Here is a 19,593-nt window from a genome sequence, read left to right as displayed (position 1 = left end):
GCGTATGAAATTTCATACGCCCTCACCGGTTTGGCACGCCCTCGGATGAAACCGTCGGCTCATTGGAGGCCGTTTCGGCGCCGAGCTAACTCCCGTGAGGCCAGAATTCGGCGCTCCAACCATTCCCGTTCGGCTAAATGTTTCCACTCCACCCGCAGAAAGCTCCAGCCCTCCTCCATGAGTTCGCGCTCGCGAAGACGCTCCTCGTAGATAGCATCCTCCGTGCGCTTGTAGGCGAAGTATTTGGTTTTTCCGTCAAACTCCAAGGCTAATTTGATGTCACGCCAGGCACCGCCCACCCGGTAATTGTTTCCCGCAGCCCTCAACCACACCTGGTATTCCGGCTGGGGAACGTCCATCTCCGCCACTGCCAGCCGCAGGCGGGTCTCACCTGCAGACTCCGAACCAATGCTCAGTGCCTCAAGAACTCTCCGTGCTGCACGCACTCCCCGCCGGCCAGTCAGCATGCTCAACAGCTGGTGCATGACCTCGAGGCTGGCCCCATTGTGCAGCCCACAATCGCCGATGATCACGGCCGTGACAAATGACTCCGTACGGGCACAGTCCACAATGGTCTGCTCCAGCCTTGTCACCCTGACAGTTCCGAGCCTGGGGTGCCGGATCTGCTGGTGCGCCCCGGCCTCTAGGGCCCGGCGATGCACCCTCACCCCGGGCACTGCACTTGTTGCTGAGCACGAAGAAGGTGTTGTGACATGGATGATCGCGTCTGCGTTCCATACATAGAGCCCCAACAAACGCGCTGCACTGACGTGACTGTAGAGGGAGTTGCCCCGCGTCGCTTTGAAGTGTGCCGCGATGCGCAGAGCATCTTTTTCTGATGGAAACTTCCCTTGCCACTGTGCCATTTTGGTGTAGGCGCCATGACGGATCCGCAGCAATAACCCCGATTTCACGGCTGCCGCCAGCAAACGTGGGCTCAAACCAACACCGGCAAGCTCTGCACTAGTCACGATGATGGTGCCGGACGGCCAATCATGGTCAATTTTTATGGCAAGTTCTGAGGTTTCCATCCTGTAAGCCTTGACCTGTCATGCGCTGAATTCAATGGCACTCCAACGAACTGTGGATAAGTCCCGCGCCCTTTACCGCCGACGGCGTGCCATGCTGGCGGGGGCGTGTGTAACTTCAGGGGCCCTCGCCACGATGGCACGCCGTCGGCGCGCACCAGTTGTGGAACAGTACCACTACCGCCCGTACACAGCCTTCCGCGCGGCAACGTATCGCTCACGCACCACGGCGCCCCATTCGCCGTGGGGCATAAAGGACTCCTCGATCCGCCGGCCCCACACTGGCAATACCCCGGTTGCCGCCCACGCCGCCTGCCTAGCCGCACCCAGAGCCACGTATTCTCGCGGCTCGGGAACATCCACGGGCACACCGAATACAGTTGCTGCCGCCTCACGCAGCGCCCGGGACTTGGCCCCACCACCAATAAGGAGGACGCGCTTCACAGGAACATTGAAGGAGGCCAGCGAGTCCAGCGCATCCGCCAATGAGTTCAACACGGCCAGCACGGAAGCCCTGGCCATATTTTCGGGGGTCATATTGGCGCGGGTCAGGCCAACCATGGATCCTGTGGCATCGGGCAGATTGGGCGTCCGTTCGCCATCGAGATAGGGCAGCAGCGTCATCCCTCCCGCATCGGGTGCGGCCGCGAGCGCGAGCCGGTCAAACTCGGCCAAGTCCACGTCGAGCATGGCAGCACCTGCCACCATGACACGGGCCGCATTGATGGTCGCCTGGAGCGGCAGGTGCCGTCCCGTAGCGTCCGCAAATCCTGCAAGTTGGCCGGATATATCGCGCACTGGGTCCTCTGAGACGGTAAATACGGTTCCGGAGGTTCCGATCGAAACAACGATCTCCCCCGGCTCCAGTTCCAGACCCAGGGCCGCACCAGCATTGTCCCCCATACCGGCACCTACGACGGCGGCACCTGCCCCCCAGCGCGGCAGCAGCATTCCAGCGGTTGCGTTAGGCGCAAGCACAGTAGGGAGCAGCGGAACCCGGCCAAAGAACCTCTTCAGCAGCTCCGGGTGATATTCATTGCTCAACGCATCAAAATAAGCTGTGCCCGTGGCATCACTTCGATCCGTGCTCCATGCCCCTGACAGTTGGAGGTTCAACCAATCGTGCGGTAAGCCGACGGTTTTTAGACGCGCAGCGGCCTCTGGAGAGTTTTTTGTCAACCACGCCAGTTTGGTCAAGGTAAAGGAAGCTACGGGGAGTAAATTGACCGCCTCCATCCACTCATTGGCGCCCAGCGCAGAAACCATAGCCTCGGCTTCCTCTGCACTGCGCACATCGTTCCACAGCAAGGCATCGTGGACTGGTTCGTTGTCCTCGTCAACACCCACCATTCCGTGCTGCTGGGCGGCAACTGAGACTCCGGCAACCCGCTGTCCCAGAGCTGCAATGCCTGCCTCTTCCCAGGCGACCTCTAGTGCCGATGTCCACAGGTGTGGGTCAATGAACGTCCCATCTGGATGTGCCGCGGCGCCGGTGGCCACTTGGGACCCCGTGGCCAGATCAACTGCCACGACTTTGCAGGACTGCGTAGAGGAATCAACCCCCACCACCAGGTCCCCCACGGGGAGGGCGTCTGCGTTGGCAGCTGATTGAGCGGCGGCGCTCATGCGGACACCACATCATTATCGCCGGCAGCCTGCAGGGCATGAGCCAGTGATTCATCCACTACAAGGGTGTGGATGATCCCAGCCCCCAGACAAGCACGCACAGCCTCGGCACGCACAGCTCCCTGAGCAACGGCAATAACCTTGGGCGTACGCTGAAGCTGCTCTAATGTGACAGAGAGAACCCGGGCATCGAGTTCAGCCGCCACGGCCGTTCCGTCTGCAGCTATGAGCCGGCCGGAACATTCTGCGACCGCACCCTGATCGATCCCGTCTTGGCGCACGGCATTGTCCACACGGTCCCAGACGGTCGAAAGGTTTGGCGCCCAGGCACCGATGGCCACAACCGCAAGGTCCAATGAATCTGCCTTCCGCATGGCATCGGCAATTTCCGGTTGGCGGCGCAGACCTGATGCTGTAGCTGCGCTATCAACCACCAGCGGAGCCCACATGGGCCAGGTCTTCCCCCCACCAACTCGCCCCAAACGCTGAATGAGGTCCAAGGGATTGCCCCCACCAGGAACGGGTAGCGCCCCTGCAAGTTGGACAATGTTGCAGCGGGGTAGCTCCAGCACGTGTCTTGCCGCCAGGTCCAGGGTCCGCGACCACGAGATACCCACGCTCATTCCGGTCCGTGCCTCTCGCATCAACTCCTCAGCCACTGCATGGGCCTGCAGGTCACGCTGTTGAAATTCGTCATCAACTGTCTTAACCACCACTACCCGCCGAAGACCGAGAGTTGCTGCGAGCGCCTCCGTGTCAATTGTTACAGGCGCTCCGGGCATTCGGATTTCGATGTGAACAATCCCAGCCGCACGCGCCTCATCAAGGAAACGTGCCACCTGAAACCGCGAGATTCCGTGCTCATCGGCGATTTCAACCTTGGATTGACTTTCAAGGTAGTAGGCCCGCCCAATACGGGCGAGCAGCTCTTCATGAGAAATGTCGGGCACTGTGCGCCTTCCTGAGAATTACATTTGAGCGATTGCTATTGCTCAAATGAGTATATATGACTAGAGTCACTTAACAAATGAGCAGGATCATGTTCTCAAATGAGCAACGAGATTGAGAGTGACCAATGAAGTTCCCCCCATTCCGCGCCCCGAAGGCATCCCCACGCGTCAGTCACAGCGACAGTCACAATCACCACCGCTCGGGCCACCGGGTAGCGAAATTTTTGGCCGTTGCTGCGGCAGCCGCCCTGGCCTTAGGCGGCTGCGCGCCAAAGGGTTCCGCTCAGGACACCCTTGTTGTTGCCATTGTGGCGAACCCGCAGATGAAGGACGCTGTCTCCTTGCAGGATGACTTCAAATCCAAACATCCCAATGTCAATGTCAAGTTCGTGACCCTGCCCGAGAATGAAGCCAGGGCCAAAATTACAGCATCGGTGGCTACCGGTGGGGGCGAATTCGACGTGGTTATGATCTCCAACTATGAAACCGAAATGTGGGCCAAAAATGGCTGGATCGAGAACCTCCAGCCTCTCGCCGATGCCACCGCAGGCTACGACACTGCCGACTTCATCCCCACCATCAAGGACGCCCTGAGCTATCAGGATGACATGTACTCGGTACCCTTCTATGGGGAATCATCCTTCCTGGTCTACCGTGAGGACCTGTTCAAGGAGGCTGGCATCACCATGCCGGAACACCCCACATGGGACCAGATTGGCGCAATTGCGCGCAAACTCAATGACCCCTCTAAAGACTTCGCCGGCATCTGCCTGCGCGGATTAGCCGGCTGGGGCGAAGTCATGGCACCCCTGGGCACAGTTATCAACACCTACGGCGGCCAGTGGTTCGATAAGGACTGGAACGCCAGGCTGGATTCCCCTGAGGTCAACGCCGCCGTCACAGACTATGTAGACCTACTCCACGATGCCGGCCAGCCCGGCGCAGCAACCAGCGGTTACGGCGACTGCATCACCCGCTACAGCCAAGGCAAGGCCGCCATGTGGTACGACGCCACGGCCATGGTGTCCAGCATTGAAGACCCCGCATCGTCCCTGGTTGCCGGTAAGTCACAGTATGCCCCTGCTCCCGTGAAAAATACGGAATCGGCCGGCTGGCTTTACAGCTGGTCATTGGCTATCCCAACTACCACTAAGCATAAAGACATAGCGTGGGACTTCATCTCTTGGATGACCAACAAGGACTACATCAAGTTAGTGGGCAAGAAGATTGGGTGGGAACGCGTCCCCCCTGGCAGCCGTCAATCTACCTATGAAATCCCAGAATATGCCGCCGTGGCCAAGGCCTACGCCAAGCCCACCCTGGATGCCATGTATGGCGCCAAGCAGGATACCTCCATGGTCAATCCCGTGCCCTATCCGGGGCTGCAATTTGTGGGAATTCCCGAATTCCAAGACCTGGGCACCCGGGTCAGCCAGCAAATCTCTGCCGCCATTGCCGGGCAGAAATCAGTTGATGAAGCACTGAACCAGGCTCAGCAATATGCCCTGCCTGTTGCGCAGTCATACCAAGAAGGAGGAAAGTAGTGGCTACCACTTTGGTTGATCAACACAACCTCAAAGAACACAACCGTAAACAAAATAATCGCAAGAGCGCTAAGGACAGCTCCGGCATGTCCAAGGCGGAGGGCTGGCGCCGTCGCGGTCCACTACTACCGGCTTTGATCTTCACGATTGTCATTACCCAGCTGCCTTTCCTGGTCACCATTTGGTACTCGCTGCGCAACTGGAACCTGTTGCGCCCTGATGGCAACCAGTTCACCGGGCTGCAAAATTATGTGGACATTTTCATGGACTCCACCTTTCGCAGCTCGGCACTGAACAGCATCGTCATCACGTTGGGCTGCGTCTTCTTCGCCATGATTCTTGGGATCATCTTCGCTCTCCTCCTTGACCGCAAGTTTCGAGGCCAGGGCGTGGTACGCACCATGCTCATCACACCCTTTTTGATCATGCCCGTGGCTGGCGCCACTTTGTGGAGTATCTCCATGCTCAACCCAAGCTTCGGTTTGGTGAACTGGGCGATCTCCCTGGTGGGGATTCCGCCGGTCGATTGGACGGCGTCGCACCCCATCATTTCAATCCTGATGGCGTTGGTGTGGCAGTGGACCCCGTTCACCATGCTGCTGGTGCTGGCTGGCTTGCAGTCCCAACCCAAGGATGTACTGGAGGCCGCGCAGATCGATGGTGCCAGCTGGACCAAGACGTTCGTGTGGGTCACGTTGCCCCAACTGCGCCGCTACATTGAGCTGGGTGTGCTGTTGGGCACCATTTATGTTGTCAACACCTTTGACCAGATTTACCTCATGACGGCCGGCGGTCCGGGCACTGCCAGCGCTAACTTGCCGTTCTACATTTATCAGCGGGCATTTTTGGGCTTCGATATTGGCCAGGCAGCTGCGATGGGTGTTGTGGTTGTCATCGCCACGATCATCATCGCCACCTTCGCCCTTCGCCTGATCTTCCGCAGCTTTGACGCAAAGGACTAAGCCGTGACCACTACCCTCATTGACCCTGCCCCCAATTCCTCTAGCGAAAAGTCCGCTGAGCGAAAGTCCCGTGAAGTACGACGGCGTTTCACCGGTTCCGCTATCACTACAGTTACATGGCTGCTTGCGTTTGTTTTCTTCGCACCGGTGATCTGGCTTGTTATGACGGCTTTCAAGCCCGAATCGGCTGCCGCGTCAAACCCGCCAGTTTTCTTTTTTGTCCCCACCTTCGAGCAATTCGAGGCGGTGCTGAGCAACGGGGCGGGAGCGTACTTCCTGAATTCGTTGATCGCCACAGGTGTCTCCACAATTCTTGTTGTGTTGTTGGCCGTCCCGGCCGCCTACGCGGTGAGCATCCGTCCAGTAAAGAAGACCTCAGACGTATTGTTCTTCTTCATCTCAACCAAAATGCTTCCGGTCGTGGCAGTGATCATGCCCATCTATGTGATCGCCGGACAGCTGAAGGTCTTGGACAACATCGGCACGCTGGTGATTTTGTACACGGCTATGAACCTGCCCATCGCCGTGTGGATGATGCGATCCTTCTTCCAGGAAGTACCAGCCGAAGTCCTCGAAGCCGCTTCAATGGACGGTGCCGGGCTCATCAAGACACTGCGCACCATCTTGATCCCCATGGTCACACCAGGGCTTGCTGCCACCGCCCTAATTTGCGTTATTTTTGCGTGGAATGAATTCTTCTTCGCGCTGAACCTCACAGCGGCCAACGCCTCCACAGTGCCTGTTTTCCTTGTCTCCCAAATGACAAGTGAAGGTTTATTCTTGGCTAAACTCTCAGCCGCTTCGGTTCTGGCGTCATTGCCGGTGGTCATTGCAGGCTGGGTGGCACAAAAGCAGCTTGTCCGCGGGCTCTCCATGGGTGCAGTGAAATAAGCTATGAAAAGTCAACAGATATTAGTGGACCATGTGCCTGAAACCATGAGAGCTTGCGTACTAGTTCGCCGTGGGGAATTGCGCACCGAACAGCGCCCGGTTCCAGTTCCCGGCCCGGGTGAGGTGCTAGTGCGGATCACTTCCGTTGGCGTCTGCGGCTCGGACACTCACTACTACACGGATGGGCGGATCGGAGCGTTCGTTGTCCAGGAGCCGCTTGTTCTTGGCCACGAACCCGCTGGGGTCATTGTGGGGCTCGGTCAAGGCGTGCGCGATCTCGCTGCGGGTCAGCGTGTCTCGCTGGAGCCGGGCATTCCGGACCCTTTATCAAAGCAGTCACTTTCAGGCTGCTACAACCTGGACCCGGGGGTCCGGTTCTTTGCTACACCTCCCATTGACGGGGTGTTCTGCGAATATGTGGTACACCCGAGCGCGTTCTGCCACCCGGTACCGGATTCTCTTTCAGATGATGCAGCGGCCCTCCTTGAGCCTCTGAGTGTGGCTTTGGCAGCACGAGTCGCCGGGCAGATTCAGATTGGTGATTCGGTATTGGTGGCTGGAGCCGGCCCCATTGGCTTGCTCATTTCAAAGGTTGCCCAGTTGGCAGGGGCACGTGTCACCCTGACGGACGTGCGGGCCGAACGGCTCAGTGTAGGAGAAACATACGGGGTTCTGCATACTTTTACTGCGGGCGAGCAACCGCCCGTAGAGCCAGAGTTTGACGTTTTCATCGATGCCAGCGGTGCCGAACAGGCCATTTTGGGGGGATTGGCCCGCTTAACTCCTCGCGGACGTTGCGTATTGGTTGGTATGGGGGCGGACACTATTGCACTTCCTGTGCCGTTAGTCCAGGGCAGGGAGCTGCGCATTACGGGCACATTCCGTTATGCGAATACGTGGCCAACGGCCATTGCACTGGCAGCCTCCGGCCAGATTGATCTTGACGGGCTTGTCACCTCTTGCCATAGCCTCGATGACGTCGAGGCGGCACTCACAGCAGGCGCCAACCCCGGCGCATTGAAGGCTATGGTCCACCCCTGATCCGCACTGCTTGTTTGAGGAGGGGAAGGTTTCCTCAGCCACCGGCAACAGACTGGACCACCATGAGTTCGCTGCCCGCTGCCACGCGTGTTTTCAAGCCATCCAAGCGCCGCACCTCGTCGTGGCCAAGGTAAATATTCACGTATCTGCGCAACGCCCCGGTTTCATCTCGGAGCCTGCGGTCAAATACGGGGAACTCCACTTTGATCGCATCCAGCACTTCCTCCACCGTTGCAGACTCCCCAACCTCAAGGCGCAACTCATCAACCCCACCCACAAACGGATGCAGCAGAGTTGGTACCAGCACCTTCACTTCCCCTGTCATATCCGCGCTGTCATATCTGCGCTGTCACAGTCACCGGATCAGCGCCGAACCGAAGCCGCACGGACGCACAAAACGTCAGGCAGCCGGCTAAGTACTTCACTAAATTGGTTTCCCTCGTCAGCACTGGCGTAAACCGACCCTCCGCGGGTGCCAAAGTAAACGCCCGCCGGTTCGGAGGCATCTACGCACGCTGCGTCGCGGAGGACCACGTTGTACTCCGGTTCGTTTAAACCCACGGCTAACCGCTCCCAGGAGGAGCCGCCGTCGTCGGTCCTGTGAACGGCAAGCTGACCATCTGGGGGAATCCGTTCCCCATCAGCCTTAATCGGGATCACCCACGCTGTACCTGAGCGACTCGGGTGGGTGAAGATGGTGAAGCCAAAGTCTGCCGGCAGCCCGTCGGCGATGGAGATCCAGTTATCACCAGCGTCATCCGTGCGATAAACGCCATGATGATTTTGTGCGTAGAGAACATCCGGATTGTTGGCATCACGAGCCACTTTATGCACGCACTGGCCAAACTCTGGGAGCGGATCCGGCATGAAATAGGCGCCTATACCCTTGTTCCGTGGCTCCCAAGTCTCTCCCGCATCGGCGCTGGCATACACGCCTCCGGTACTCATGGCCACATGAATCATGGCCTCATCAGCGGGGCTGGGCAGGACTGTGTGCGCCGCCGCGCCGCCGAATCCTGCTCCCCATTCGGTGCGGTGAGGATGATCCCAGAGTCCACGATTAAGCTCAAAATGCTCTCCACCGTCGGAGGATTTCCATACCGAGATGGGCTCGCAGCCCGCCCACACCACACCCGGTTGGTCCGCGCAGTCCGGTTGAATCTGCCACACACGTTCAAGTGCGGCGTCGGTATCGGCTGGAAAGCTGATGGCACCATTGTCGGGTTCATGCCAGGTAATGCCAAAATCGTCAGAGTGAGCAATGGTGGGTCCCCAATGTTCACTGCGCAATCCCACCAAGATGCGAGTGCGCCCCTCCCTGGTATCAAGGCCGATGCTGGGAATCTCGTGCATAAGGAAATGCGGTCCAGTGAAATCGTAGCTTTTTCGATCCGCACTGGTACCAAGCCAAAGGCCCTTTTTGGTGCCCACAGCGAGTAGGGTCATTTGGCTATCTTGTGGCGTAGCTTCATTGCTCATAGTCTAAAGTCCATCATCGTCCCCGCTTGGCAACAAGGGGTGACTGATCAGTAATATACGCATTCACGGTGGAGCCACATACCCCCTAGGGGTACTTGACCCATACCCCTGCGGGGTATAAGGTGAGGGTATGGATACAGAAGATCAGACTCGGGGTTACTCCGAGGAGAAGCAGGCTTACCTGCGCCGCCTTAAGCGCGCTGAGGGTCAGGTCCGAGGCATCGCGCGCATGGTTGAAGAAGATAAGTATTGCATCGACATTCTCACCCAAATGGCAGCCGTCAACAAAGCACTGCACGCGGTAAGCATCGGGTTATTGGGAGACCACATATCCCACTGCGTAGTCAATGCCGCCAATGAATCCCAAGACACCGGCAACCCGGAGATCGTTTCCGGCAAAGTTTCTGAAGCCACCGCCGCGATTTCCCGCCTATTAAGGAGCTAACACCATGAACACCACCATCAACGTTTCCGGCATGACCTGCAACCATTGCGTCACCTCGGTCACTGAAGAACTGACTGAGCTCAATGGTGTGGAGAATGTGAGTGTTAATCTCAATCCCGGCAGTGTCTCTGAGATCACCATCACTTCAACTCTGCCGCTTGACCCGGCAGAAATCGGCGAAGCCGTGGCCGAGGCCGGCTATCAAGTCGTAGCAAATAACGCATAACAGTACCGTCTTACACACTAAGGAATGCCATGAGCCCCTCAGAAGTTTTGTCTCAAACCAGCACACCCGGTTCACGAATCCTCGAGCTGGACATCGAGGGAATGACTTGTGCGTCGTGCGTCAGCCGGCTTGAACGAAAATTGGGCAAACTCGAGGGCGTCAGCGCTTCCGTCAACCTCCCTTTGGAGTCAGCAGCGGTCACGGTGCCAGCTGGCATGACCGATCAGCGCATCATCGACACCGTCAAGGCAACCGGTTACACGGCTAGTTTGAAAAGCTCGCCAGCTACCCGCAAACCGTCCACGGAGCTCGCCGAAGCTACCCCCGGGGACGAATCGCCTTTGGAGACAGTGCCTGAGCAGACCAACCACATGGCACACGGTGGCACAGCAGCCACGTTGCGGCCCCGGTTGATTCTTGCCGCCATACTGACAGTCCCGGTGTTCCTCGTATCAATGTTCCCTGCCCTCCAGTTTCCTCAATGGGGCTGGGTGGCCGGGATCCTAGCCCTTCCGGTGGTGACGTGGTCGGCATGGCCGTTCCATCGGGCTGCAGCCATCAACGCCCGCCATTTCGCCTCAACTATGGACACGTTGGTCTCAATTGGTGTCTCCGCAGCATTTTTGTTTTCGGCGGTGGAATTGGGGCTTGATCCGCAGATGACAGCTCATGGAAGCGCCATGGGCGGGCATGCGCCTTTGTACTTTGAAGTCTCTGCCGTGGTGGTTACGTTCCTGCTCTTGGGCCGTTATCTAGAAGCAAAAGCGAAGGCGAAAGCCGGCGATGCCCTGAAGGCGCTGCTGAGCCTGGGTGCCCACGAGGCTACGGTGCTACGCAACGGCGTCGAGGTGAAAATACCGGCCGCAGACTTAGCCGTTGATGAAATCTTTGTGGTGCGCCCTGGCGAGAAAATTGCGACAGACGGAGTGGTCACGGATGGCTCCTCTGCCGTAGACACTTCGCTAATCACCGGCGAATCACTGCCAGTCGACGTCACGGTTGAAGACGTAGTTACCGGTGCAACTATCAATACTTCCGGCCGTCTACTGGTTCGCGCTACGCGCGTGGGTAGTGAAACCACGCTGGCACAAATGGGTAAGTTGGTCAGTGCGGCACAGGCGGCCAAGGCCCCCATTGCGCGGTTGGCCGATCGAATCAGTGCCGTCTTTGTACCGGTTGTGCTGGTGATAGCCGTGATTACTTTCGCCCTCTGGTTAATCCTCAGCGGAGATGTCCAAGGAGCCTTTACTTCCGCCGTGGCTGTCCTAATCATCGCCTGCCCCTGCGCCTTAGGACTAGCCACCCCTGTTGGCCTGCTCACTGGAACGGGCCGCGCGGCCCAACTAGGAATCCTGATCAAAGGTCCACAAGTGCTTGAAGATACTCGCACAGTGGACACAATCTTGCTGGATAAGACAGGCACCATTACCGAAGGCAAGTTGAGCGTGGTTGAGATCGAACCACTTTCACAGGTGCCCGCCGAGAAGATCCTGCGTCTGGCCGGTGCCGTGGAATCCCATAGCGAACATCCCATTGCCCACGCCATCACGGCGCATGCCCGCGAACACTCCAGCGAACATGGTGGCAGCGCAGGCACACTCCCCGAGGTTGCGGACTTTTCCTCGGCCCCCGGCGGCGGCGTGCGTGCTGTGATCGAGGGACACACTGTCCTGGCTGGCCGGGCCGGTTGGCTGGAGGAAAATCACGTCCCGTTGACACAGGAAGCCAGAAATGCGTTAGCTACCCAACAACGGCGCGGAACCACCGCGATTTGGGTAGCCATAGACGGTGAAGCTGCTGGACTTATTGCGCTTAAGGACACCATCAAGAGTGGGTCTGTAACCGCCATCGCCAAATTGAAAGAGCTGGGACTGCGCCCCATCCTCCTCACCGGCGACAATGCCGCGGTGGCAGCCCAGGTGGCTGAAATCGTGGGTATCGCTGATGAGGATGTGTACGCTGAGGTGCTTCCTGAGGGGAAGGTAGCTGCCGTAAAGAAACTCCAGGCCGGCGGAGCCACCGTCGCAATGGCGGGGGATGGCGTCAATGATGGCGCAGCCTTGGCCCAGGCGGATCTAGGCATCGCCATGGGGTCCGGCTCCGATGTGGCAATTGCGGCGGCCGATCTGACAGTCATGGGAAACGATTTGGGCCAAGTAGCCACAGCGATAGCCCTCTCCCGCAAGACACTAGGCACCATCAAGACGAACCTTTTTTGGGCGTTCTTCTATAATGCCGTCGGCATCCCCATTGCAGCTCTTGGACTGCTCAACCCCATGATTGCCGGGGCGGCGATGGCCGCAAGCTCTGTGCTGGTGGTAGCCAACTCCCTCCGGTTGCGGCGCTTCGGCCGGTAGCTGCCGCTGTGGCAGCTGCCGCTCCGTTAGCCGCTCGGTGGCGAACTTTTTTCGTCCAAGTCCAAGTCCAAGTCCACCGGATACCCTGGACCCCGCTGGGGGGGAGCCGCGGAGTTCATCCAGCCTGACTAGGACCACCCCGCCCATAATGGCTACCCCGCCCAGCAGCTGGATCATTCGGGGTAGCTCACCCAACAGTATCCACGCCCAGATGACAGCGAAAAGGACCTCAAATAATGCCACAAAGGAGGCCACTTTGGACCCCAGTCCGCGCGTGGAGATGATTCCCACAACGTAGGCGAAAACCGTCGTTATGAGCACCAGGCCCAATACGGGAACCAGCCAGTGCACCTGGGTTCCAGCGAATACCGGGTTGTTGAAGGTGAAAGCCATCGGCAGCACACCCACCACACCCAGAGCCACGATCATGGCAGCACCCACGGCCATTCCGCCACCAGCCATGAGAATCGGCGGCACATTATCTCCCGCTCGAGCCGACATAATGAAGTACACGGCCGAACAGACGGCGGCCGCAAGTCCCCAAAGGATGCCCTCCACACTGACTTCCTGGCTGCCTGCCAAATCCAGCACCAACACCAGTCCTGACATGGCGCAAATAGCGCCCACAATCGTCAGAACTCGTGGTCGCTGCCGGGTCATGACCCACGCCCAGGCCACCAAAAGCACCGGCGAAAGGTACTCCAGCAGCAAGGCCACACCCACAGATAGATGTTGGACTGTATTGAAATAAAACAGCTGGCACAACGCGATCGGCACTATTCCATAAATCGCAATACGCGCCAGCGACCCTTTCACCTGAGCCCAGTTGCGCACCAAGCTAAGAATTACAGGAATCAAAAGTACAACGGCGGCTCCCCCAATGCGAACAGCCACCGCAGCGCCGGGAGACCAGCCAACGTCAAACAAGGACTTCGCAAACGAACCAGACAAGGCAAAAGCTGCGGCGGAGGCAAAGGCCAGCAAAAGAACCGGGGATGCCAGTACCCTGCGCGTGTTGGCGTCAGGAACCGAAGTAAAAGTATTGGGGGAGGTCATGGCAAGTCCGTATGTCAGCAGTCATTAGCGTTAGACTGATGACATTACGCCCATATTATGTCAGGAGTCAATATGGCCTTTAGTCATGACACGGAAATGGCGCTGATGTCCGCGGTCAATCTCATCAACACAGCCCCCATCTCCCTTGATCCCGAAAACCAAACCACGGGAAAGGATTCAATGCTCAGCTTGGCTGACCTGGATGATTTTGTGGCGCGGGAACAATTCACTGGTTCACGGGAAAATTCCGCTGCGGAGGTGACGGCAGTACGGGCGATGCGAACGGAACTGCGCAGTATCTTCACGGCGGATGAAACAACAGCTGTCAGCATGGTTAATGCCTTGTTGGCTCGCGCCGACGCCCTACCGCAGCTGGTCAAGCACGACCAATGGGACTGGCACCTGCACGCGACTGCCCCCGGCGCTGCCTTGTCGCTGCGTATGGGCGTTGAAGCTGCCATGGCCTTGGTTGACGTAATTCGTGGCAGCGAGTTATCACGCTTGAAAATCTGTGCAGCTCCCGACTGCTCCGCTGTCCTGGTTGACCTGTCCAAGAACCGGTCCCGCCGGTATTGCGATACCGGAAACTGTGGCAACCGTGCCCACGTGGCCGCCTACCGCCGTCGTAAGTCGGCCCAGGGGTAAATCGGCCCAGGCGTGCTCTTCCTCGAGACCGCGGCGTGAACAATTCACCGCCATGACGTTAACGCGAAAGTGGCCCGAATCATTCTCAGATGCGGGCCACTTGGGTATTTTTCTGGGACAGATACTACTTCATAGTTCCCGCAGATACGGAGCCCTGAAGCTGGCGCTGGAACAGGATATACATGATCAAAACGGGAACAACCACGATGACGGCGGCCGCAAAGAGCGAACCAAAGTCAACCGCATAACCCTGCTGCCCGGCATAGGCAGCAATGCCCTGAGAAAGCACGTAGTTCTCACGGTTGGTGTTGATGGCTACTGGGATCAAGTACTGGTTCCACAAACCAAGAAAATTGAAAATGGCCACGGACGCCATACCCGGCTTGGCCATAGGCAGCATGACCTGGAAGAAAGTCCGCCATTCGCCGGCCCCGTCAATCTGAGCAGCTTCAGCAATTTCGCTCGGAAGGGCTTTGAAGAAGGAGAATAGGAAGAAGACGGTAAAAGGCAACGCGAACGCAACATAAACAATAATCAAACCTGGCAGCGTGTTCAACAGGCCCATGTTCTTCAGAATGAAAAACAGGGGCACGATTGCCAAGAAGATCGGAAACGTCAGTCCGGCGAGCATCAGATAATAGATGGCTCGCGAGCCCGGGAACACGTAACGGGCCAAAACGTAGGCGCACATGGCACCTAGGACCATCACAATGACAAGTGCGAAGCCCACCACAATGACAGTGTTAAAGAAGTACGTGCCAATGCCGGCTGTGTTCCAGGCATTGACGTAGTTTTCGAACTTCCAGTCGGCCGGAAGGGAAAATGGTGAGGAAAAGATTTCCGTGGTCGTCTTGAAGGACGACATCAAGGTCCAGCCGAGCGGGACAAGTACCAGGAGTGACCACAGGGTCAACATGGTGTGCGATACGCCTGCTACAACCTTATCCCCACTGGTGTCCTGTGGCTTCCGAGCTATGTGCGTCTTGGAAGGGGATTTTTTGGAGAGTTTCAGTGACATTATTCAGACACATCCTGACTGCCGCCGGTCATCCGGTTCACCAGGAATACCAGTGCCGAGAAAATCAATGTAATTACTGCCAAGACCACGCCCATGGCGCAGGCTAGACCGAATTGGTTCTTAGAAAACGCGGTGGTAAAGAGTTTCTGTGACATGACCAAAGTGGAGTTCTCGGGTCCACCCGTGGAGTTCAAAACAGACATATAAACGAAAGCGTCGAGCGCCAAAATTCCCATGTAAACGTACGCTGTCTGGATGTTATCGCGGATGAGCGGAATGGTGATGCTAACGGCTGTACGGAAACGTCCAGCTCCGTCAATACGGGCAGCCTCAAACGTTTCAGCGGGAATGCCCTTGATAGCAGCGACGAACAAGATCATGTAAAAGCCAACGAAGCCCCACACAATAACAAACATCGAGGCGATCATGGCAGTGCGCGAATCGCCAAGCCACGGGTAGTCTTTCAGGCCATCAAAACCAATGCCTGTCAGGATTCCATTCAACAAGCCATTGCTGGGGTTGAAAATCTGCTGCCAAATAATACCAATAACAACCGCAGGGATCACATAGGGAAAGAATGAAACTACCCGGTAGAACCCGGCACCTTTCAGTCCTTTGATCTGGCCGCGGCTGCTGCCACCAATAGTGACCAAAGTAGCCAAAACCAACGCCAAAATAACGGTGATAACCGGAAGAAAGACAGCCAAGGTAACGCTGTTGCGGACGGATAACATGAAAATGTCATCGTTAAAGAGCTTGACATAGTTGCCAAAGCCAATGAACGGCATGTTGTTGTCGAAGCCGCCCCAGCTGGTCATAGAGTAATACACCGCCTGGGCAAAAGGCGAGATTACAAAGACCAGATAGATCACCAAGGGCAGTCCCAAGAAGACTGCCATGAAGCTGACCTTATCGAATGTCAGTTTTTTCCGGCGCCGCCGGGCAGTGGCGACAACGCCACTGCCCGACCGCACTTCTTTTGTTGCTTGTGTCACTTCACTTCAATCTTCTTGACCGAATCGTCCTTGGCCACCTTATCGGTGATCTCCTGCAGTGCCTTGGTCAGACCCGCAGAATCCAATTTGCCGTCAAGGAATGAGTTCCACGGCACCAGCTGATCGGCGTTCATGCCGTAAGTGTCCACGAAGTTCCAGGTGAAAATGTCCTTACCGGCCTTCTCCAACATGGTGGTCTGCGAGACCAGCGCGGTGGAACCGAAGCCGTCGGCCGGGACGGTGCCCTTGACAACTGTCGGAGCCAACTTCTCCTTTGCGAAGTTCGTTGCCGCATCCTTTGAGAGCATGATGCGCAGCAATTCCTTGCCTGCGGCAACGTTCGCGCCCTTGGTGGGAACAATGAAAGGCTCGCCGCCTGCTGAGCGGACGCCGGCATGAGCAATCTTCGGGCTGGCAGATGCAACCGGAACGGGTGCACCCGTCATTTCGAAGCCGGCCTTTGTCTGGTCCTTCATCTCGTTCTCAATCCAAGAACCTGACGGGTAAAGCAGTGCTTCCTGGCCGTTGCTCCACTGTGCCTGAGCTGCAGTGAAGACCGTGCCGGAGCCGCCCGGCTTGAACATACCGGCCTTAACAATCTTTTCCATGCCAGCGAAGACGCTCTGCACCGCGGGCTGTGACCAGCAGTCGGGCTTGAGGTTTTCCAGGGAGAGACGAACTTCATCGCCACCTTCTTTGATAGCTGATTCGATCGCCATGGTCTGGTAATACGTGGCAGCTTCCTTGCCCCAAACAAACAGGTACTTATCTTTCTCCTTGGCCTTGAGGCCGAGCTCGTAAGCTTCATCCCAGGTAGTGGGAACGGTCCAACCGTTTTCCTTGAATAAACTGGCGGAGTACCACCATGCGTAAACCGTCAGTACGTAGTTGATGGCGGCCAGCTTGCCGTCGAAGGTACCCGGTGCCAGCACGCCGTCGAAGAGTGTGTCAGCGATCTTGGTGCCTTCAAGGTTGTTGGCATCAATAACAGATTGCAGGTCCTCAAGCTGATCAAGGATGACGGAGAAACCGATGGCCTTAGCTCCGGAGTTGTCAATCAGGTCAGGAGGGGTGCCGCCGGCAAAGCGCGGCTGCAGTTCCTGAGCAATATCTGTTGAGGGGTTAATGCTGACTTCAACGTCGGGGAAGTTCTTGGCGAAGGCCTTGCCAGCGAATTCAACGTAGTCGATGCCATAGCCACCCTTGAAGATGACTGCGTCAAGCTTGCCACTGCTGGCAACACCAAACGGGTTCTTCACAGGGTCAACCTCTCCACCGGGGGCGGCAGAGGCGTTCGAGGAATCGCCGCCACCTGCACAGGAAGCCAAGGCTCCACCCAGCGGCAAAAGTACGGCGGTGGCTAGGGCTCCGCGGAGGAATCCACGACGCTGCAGCGGTTTGTTCTGGATATTCATTCTGTGTACTGCCTTCCATTGATGGTACGTGTGCTAAATCTGTACGGCTTTGTACTTCTTAGTGCTGCTATTGCATTTGACTGCAATCTCGCGGCTGACCTCACGTGGTACGGGCGTTCCCCACCTCGTTGCATTGGAATCATGCCTCACGCCTGAGCCGGCCAACGTACTGGCCCACCAGTGCGGTGTTGTGTTCGTCTCCGCCCGGAATATTTGCCGAAATATAGATGGGCGGCTCTTTCCCCGCACGGACCAGGCATTGAGCCGTTTCAATCGTGAGCACCTGCGCAATGTATGCGGCAGTGATCGATGAAACAGCACCAACACCTCCTCCGCCGGAAATCTCTAGGGTTGTATCGCCATAAGGAGCCCTGTTATCGATAACAATATCTGCAATCTCACTGAGACGCAGCCCACAAGGATGTTTTGTCTCCACAGCATTAGTGTGCTCAACACTCGTGACCGCAATGACCTTGTGCCCACGTTCCTTTGCGGCCAACGCCAGCCCCACGATTGAACCATTCACACCGGAGTTTGAAGCGATAATGAAGATATCGCGCGGATCGATCAGCGAAAGGTTGAAGAGCTCCTCAGCAACTCCAACATCACGCTCCAAAGTGGAACCTTCAAGTGAGTCAAGCTCTGCAACGTCACGGACCCCATGAAGCACCAAATCGCGCAGAGCAATCTTGCTCGTAGGGATCAATCCCCCTGCTCGCCCTGCGATTTCCATGGCAAACGCCTCGGAATGACCGGTACCAAAGGCTTGGATTACGCCACCATTGGTCAGGGCGTCGGCCATAGCAGTGCCCGCCTCACGGGCACCTCCGGCAGCAGCCCACGCAGTGATGGTCTCTAATCTGTTGGAAACTTCTAGGCTAAAGGCCGCCAGTGCGTCAGGAATGATCCTCACCCCTTCCAAACTTGCCCTGCCCACGGCGCGCGCCAGCTTCCAGACGCGCAGCCCTGGTGGGTCGCCGGTGCGGTGAGACGGCCATTGCTGAGGCCGCCAGCTTTGATGTGGTCTGCGTAAAATTAACCTGGGCTACGAGTAAGTAAAGCAAGTCGATGACAAGTAATTGCACGTGCTTTGCGGAGAGGTCATCCGGCTGGAGGAATTGTTCATGAACTGAGGTGATGATGGATTCATCGGCACTCTCAGCCAAAGGGGATCCCGGGTTATTGCTCAGCGCAATTGTCAGCGCACCAGCCTCACCTGCTTCACGCAACATTTGCAGAGTTTCTTCGGTCCGCCCCGTATTGGAAATGCCAATTGCCACCGTATTGGCGTCCTGGATGGCCGCACTTGTTAGTCCCGCATGAACTTCCGACCAATGGTGGGCATTGATCCCAATTCTGTAAAGACGGGACTGTAGCTCCTTGGCCATGACAGCACTGCCGCCAATGCCGTAAATATCTACATGGGAGCTCATGGCGATGCGACGAGCAATCTTCATCATCAACGCCAAGTCCATGACGGCCGCCGTCTCCTCCAGTGAACGCGTGTGTGCGTTGACAAGGGTACTAAGCACGTCTCGTGGAGAGTCATCGGGCCCAAAAGCTCGCCCAATGTCAGCCTTCCATGACTCCCTGGCGTCGCTTCGTCCAAGCTCTGAGGCAATGCTGACGCGGAAGGGTACATAGCCGGCATAGCCAAGCAGCCGGCAAAAGCGAGTCACTGTGGCCGGTGACGTTTTTGTCTGTTCCGCTAACTCCATAATCGAAAGTTCCAGCGGAGCCTGTGGACGCTCCAGCAGGAAAGCGCCAATTTTCGCCATGGCAGCGGACATATCGGGTAGCTTTGCCTGAATGCGGTTCACGACACCGGCAGCTGTTGCTGCTGCAGGTGGGGACGTGAAGGTTAACATTTGAAAATCCATTTCTTCGAGGTGGCTACATAATGAAAACTATTATC

18 protein-coding genes and 1 pseudogene are annotated in these 19,593 nt (G+C 57.2%); 8 read left to right on the top strand and 11 right to left on the bottom strand.

Translation table 11 applies throughout. The annotated features are described in order from the left end of the window. Positions 1 to 59 precede the first annotated feature (59 nt). The 3 genes from AAFM46_RS00335 to AAFM46_RS00325 all read right to left on the bottom strand — a co-directional run bounded on the left by AAFM46_RS00335 (position 60) and on the right by AAFM46_RS00325 (position 3,604). On the bottom strand, positions 60 to 1,031 hold the full coding sequence (locus AAFM46_RS00335) for a type IV toxin-antitoxin system AbiEi family antitoxin domain-containing protein (RefSeq protein ID WP_343318889.1): 972 nt from the start codon (positions 1,029 to 1,031) through the stop codon (positions 60 to 62). A 174-nt stretch (positions 1,032 to 1,205) separates the two neighbouring features. Further along, entirely contained in the window at positions 1,206 to 2,654 is a 1,449-nt protein-coding gene (gene xylB / locus AAFM46_RS00330) for a xylulokinase (protein WP_343318887.1), read from the bottom strand. Next, entirely contained in the window at positions 2,651 to 3,604 is a 954-nt protein-coding gene (locus AAFM46_RS00325) for a sugar-binding domain-containing protein (protein ID WP_343318886.1), read from the bottom strand. The genes xylB and AAFM46_RS00325 overlap by 4 nt, the downstream gene beginning before the upstream one ends. Positions 3,605 to 3,729: 125 nt before the next feature. Here AAFM46_RS00325 and AAFM46_RS00320 point away from each other — a divergent pair, with 125 nt between their 5' ends. From AAFM46_RS00320 to AAFM46_RS00305, 4 genes are all read left to right on the top strand, one after another. Next, positions 3,730 to 5,148: a sugar ABC transporter substrate-binding protein gene (locus tag AAFM46_RS00320; protein ID WP_343318885.1), complete on the top strand. Its 1,419-nt coding sequence runs from the start codon at positions 3,730 to 3,732 to the stop codon at positions 5,146 to 5,148. Between the two features lie 86 nt (positions 5,149 to 5,234). Continuing rightward, positions 5,235 to 6,110, top strand: a complete 876-nt coding sequence (locus AAFM46_RS00315) for a sugar ABC transporter permease (protein ID WP_343320295.1) — start codon at positions 5,235 to 5,237, stop codon at positions 6,108 to 6,110. A gap of 102 nt (positions 6,111 to 6,212) precedes the next feature. After that, positions 6,213 to 7,001 (top strand): carbohydrate ABC transporter permease, encoded by a 789-nt coding sequence (locus AAFM46_RS00310; protein WP_343320294.1) that lies wholly within the window; start codon positions 6,213 to 6,215, stop codon positions 6,999 to 7,001. Between the two features lie 3 nt (positions 7,002 to 7,004). Next, positions 7,005 to 8,042, top strand: a complete 1,038-nt coding sequence (locus tag AAFM46_RS00305; RefSeq protein ID WP_343318884.1) for an NAD(P)-dependent alcohol dehydrogenase — start codon at positions 7,005 to 7,007, stop codon at positions 8,040 to 8,042. Between the two features lie 34 nt (positions 8,043 to 8,076). On the opposite strand, the gene AAFM46_RS00300 is transcribed toward AAFM46_RS00305, so the two are convergent. Continuing rightward, a complete protein-coding gene (locus AAFM46_RS00300) occupies positions 8,077 to 8,367 on the bottom strand; it encodes a MoaD/ThiS family protein (RefSeq protein ID WP_343318883.1) in 291 nt (96 codons plus the stop codon). Positions 8,368 to 8,405: 38 nt separating this feature from the next. Next, on the bottom strand, positions 8,406 to 9,488 hold the full coding sequence (locus tag AAFM46_RS00295; protein WP_343318882.1) for an exo-alpha-sialidase: 1,083 nt from the start codon (positions 9,486 to 9,488) through the stop codon (positions 8,406 to 8,408). Between the two features lie 163 nt (positions 9,489 to 9,651). On the opposite strand from AAFM46_RS00295, the gene AAFM46_RS00290 reads away from it, so the two are divergent. Genes AAFM46_RS00290 through AAFM46_RS00280 form a run of 3 tightly spaced genes read left to right on the top strand, consistent with a single transcriptional unit; the run spans position 9,652 to position 12,549 of the window. After that, positions 9,652 to 9,966 carry a metal-sensitive transcriptional regulator gene (locus AAFM46_RS00290; RefSeq protein ID WP_343318881.1) on the top strand — a complete coding sequence of 105 codons (315 nt, stop codon included), beginning with the start codon at positions 9,652 to 9,654 and terminating at the stop codon, positions 9,964 to 9,966. Positions 9,967 to 9,970: 4 nt separating this feature from the next. After that, positions 9,971 to 10,192, top strand: coding sequence for a cation transporter (locus AAFM46_RS00285; protein WP_283531970.1), 222 nt, complete (start codon positions 9,971 to 9,973; stop codon positions 10,190 to 10,192). Positions 10,193 to 10,221: 29 nt separating this feature from the next. Beyond that, the gene (locus tag AAFM46_RS00280; RefSeq protein ID WP_343318880.1) at positions 10,222 to 12,549 is read left to right on the top strand and encodes a heavy metal translocating P-type ATPase; all 2,328 of its coding nucleotides are present in this window, start codon (positions 10,222 to 10,224) and stop codon (positions 12,547 to 12,549) included. Positions 12,550 to 12,687: 138 nt separating this feature from the next. On the opposite strand, the pseudogene AAFM46_RS00275 reads toward AAFM46_RS00280, so the two are convergent. Continuing rightward, positions 12,688 to 13,605, bottom strand: a pseudogene (locus AAFM46_RS00275) (EamA family transporter); the annotation flags it as partial. A gap of 72 nt (positions 13,606 to 13,677) precedes the next feature. On the opposite strand from AAFM46_RS00275, the gene AAFM46_RS00270 reads away from it, so the two are divergent. Next, complete coding sequence (locus tag AAFM46_RS00270; RefSeq protein ID WP_283532006.1) at positions 13,678 to 14,250, top strand: CGNR zinc finger domain-containing protein; 573 nt, start codon at positions 13,678 to 13,680, stop codon at positions 14,248 to 14,250. Positions 14,251 to 14,374: 124 nt separating this feature from the next. Here the strand turns inward: AAFM46_RS00270 and AAFM46_RS00265 are convergent, their stop codons facing one another. The 5 genes from AAFM46_RS00265 to AAFM46_RS00245 all read right to left on the bottom strand — a co-directional run bounded on the left by AAFM46_RS00265 (position 14,375) and on the right by AAFM46_RS00245 (position 19,546). Continuing rightward, positions 14,375 to 15,166: a carbohydrate ABC transporter permease gene (locus AAFM46_RS00265; RefSeq protein WP_283532007.1), complete on the bottom strand. Its 792-nt coding sequence runs from the start codon at positions 15,164 to 15,166 to the stop codon at positions 14,375 to 14,377. Between the two features lie 101 nt (positions 15,167 to 15,267). After that, positions 15,268 to 16,263: a sugar ABC transporter permease gene (locus AAFM46_RS00260; RefSeq protein ID WP_283531973.1), complete on the bottom strand. Its 996-nt coding sequence runs from the start codon at positions 16,261 to 16,263 to the stop codon at positions 15,268 to 15,270. Beyond that, on the bottom strand, positions 16,260 to 17,678 hold the full coding sequence (gene ngcE / locus AAFM46_RS00255) for an N-acetylglucosamine/diacetylchitobiose ABC transporter substrate-binding protein (protein ID WP_343318878.1): 1,419 nt from the start codon (positions 17,676 to 17,678) through the stop codon (positions 16,260 to 16,262). Before ngcE ends, AAFM46_RS00260 begins: the two co-directional genes overlap by 4 nt. Positions 17,679 to 17,817: 139 nt before the next feature. Then, a complete protein-coding gene (locus tag AAFM46_RS00250) occupies positions 17,818 to 18,591 on the bottom strand; it encodes an SIS domain-containing protein (protein WP_283531975.1) in 774 nt (257 codons plus the stop codon). Then, entirely contained in the window at positions 18,575 to 19,546 is a 972-nt protein-coding gene (locus AAFM46_RS00245; RefSeq protein WP_283531976.1) for a MurR/RpiR family transcriptional regulator, read from the bottom strand. Before AAFM46_RS00245 ends, AAFM46_RS00250 begins: the two co-directional genes overlap by 17 nt. Positions 19,547 to 19,593 lie beyond the last annotated feature (47 nt).

This window comes from Arthrobacter sp. TMP15, from assembly GCF_039529835.1.
GTDB lineage: Bacteria > Actinomycetota > Actinomycetes > Actinomycetales > Micrococcaceae > Specibacter.
This window is presented reverse-complemented; position numbering and strand designations above follow the sequence as displayed.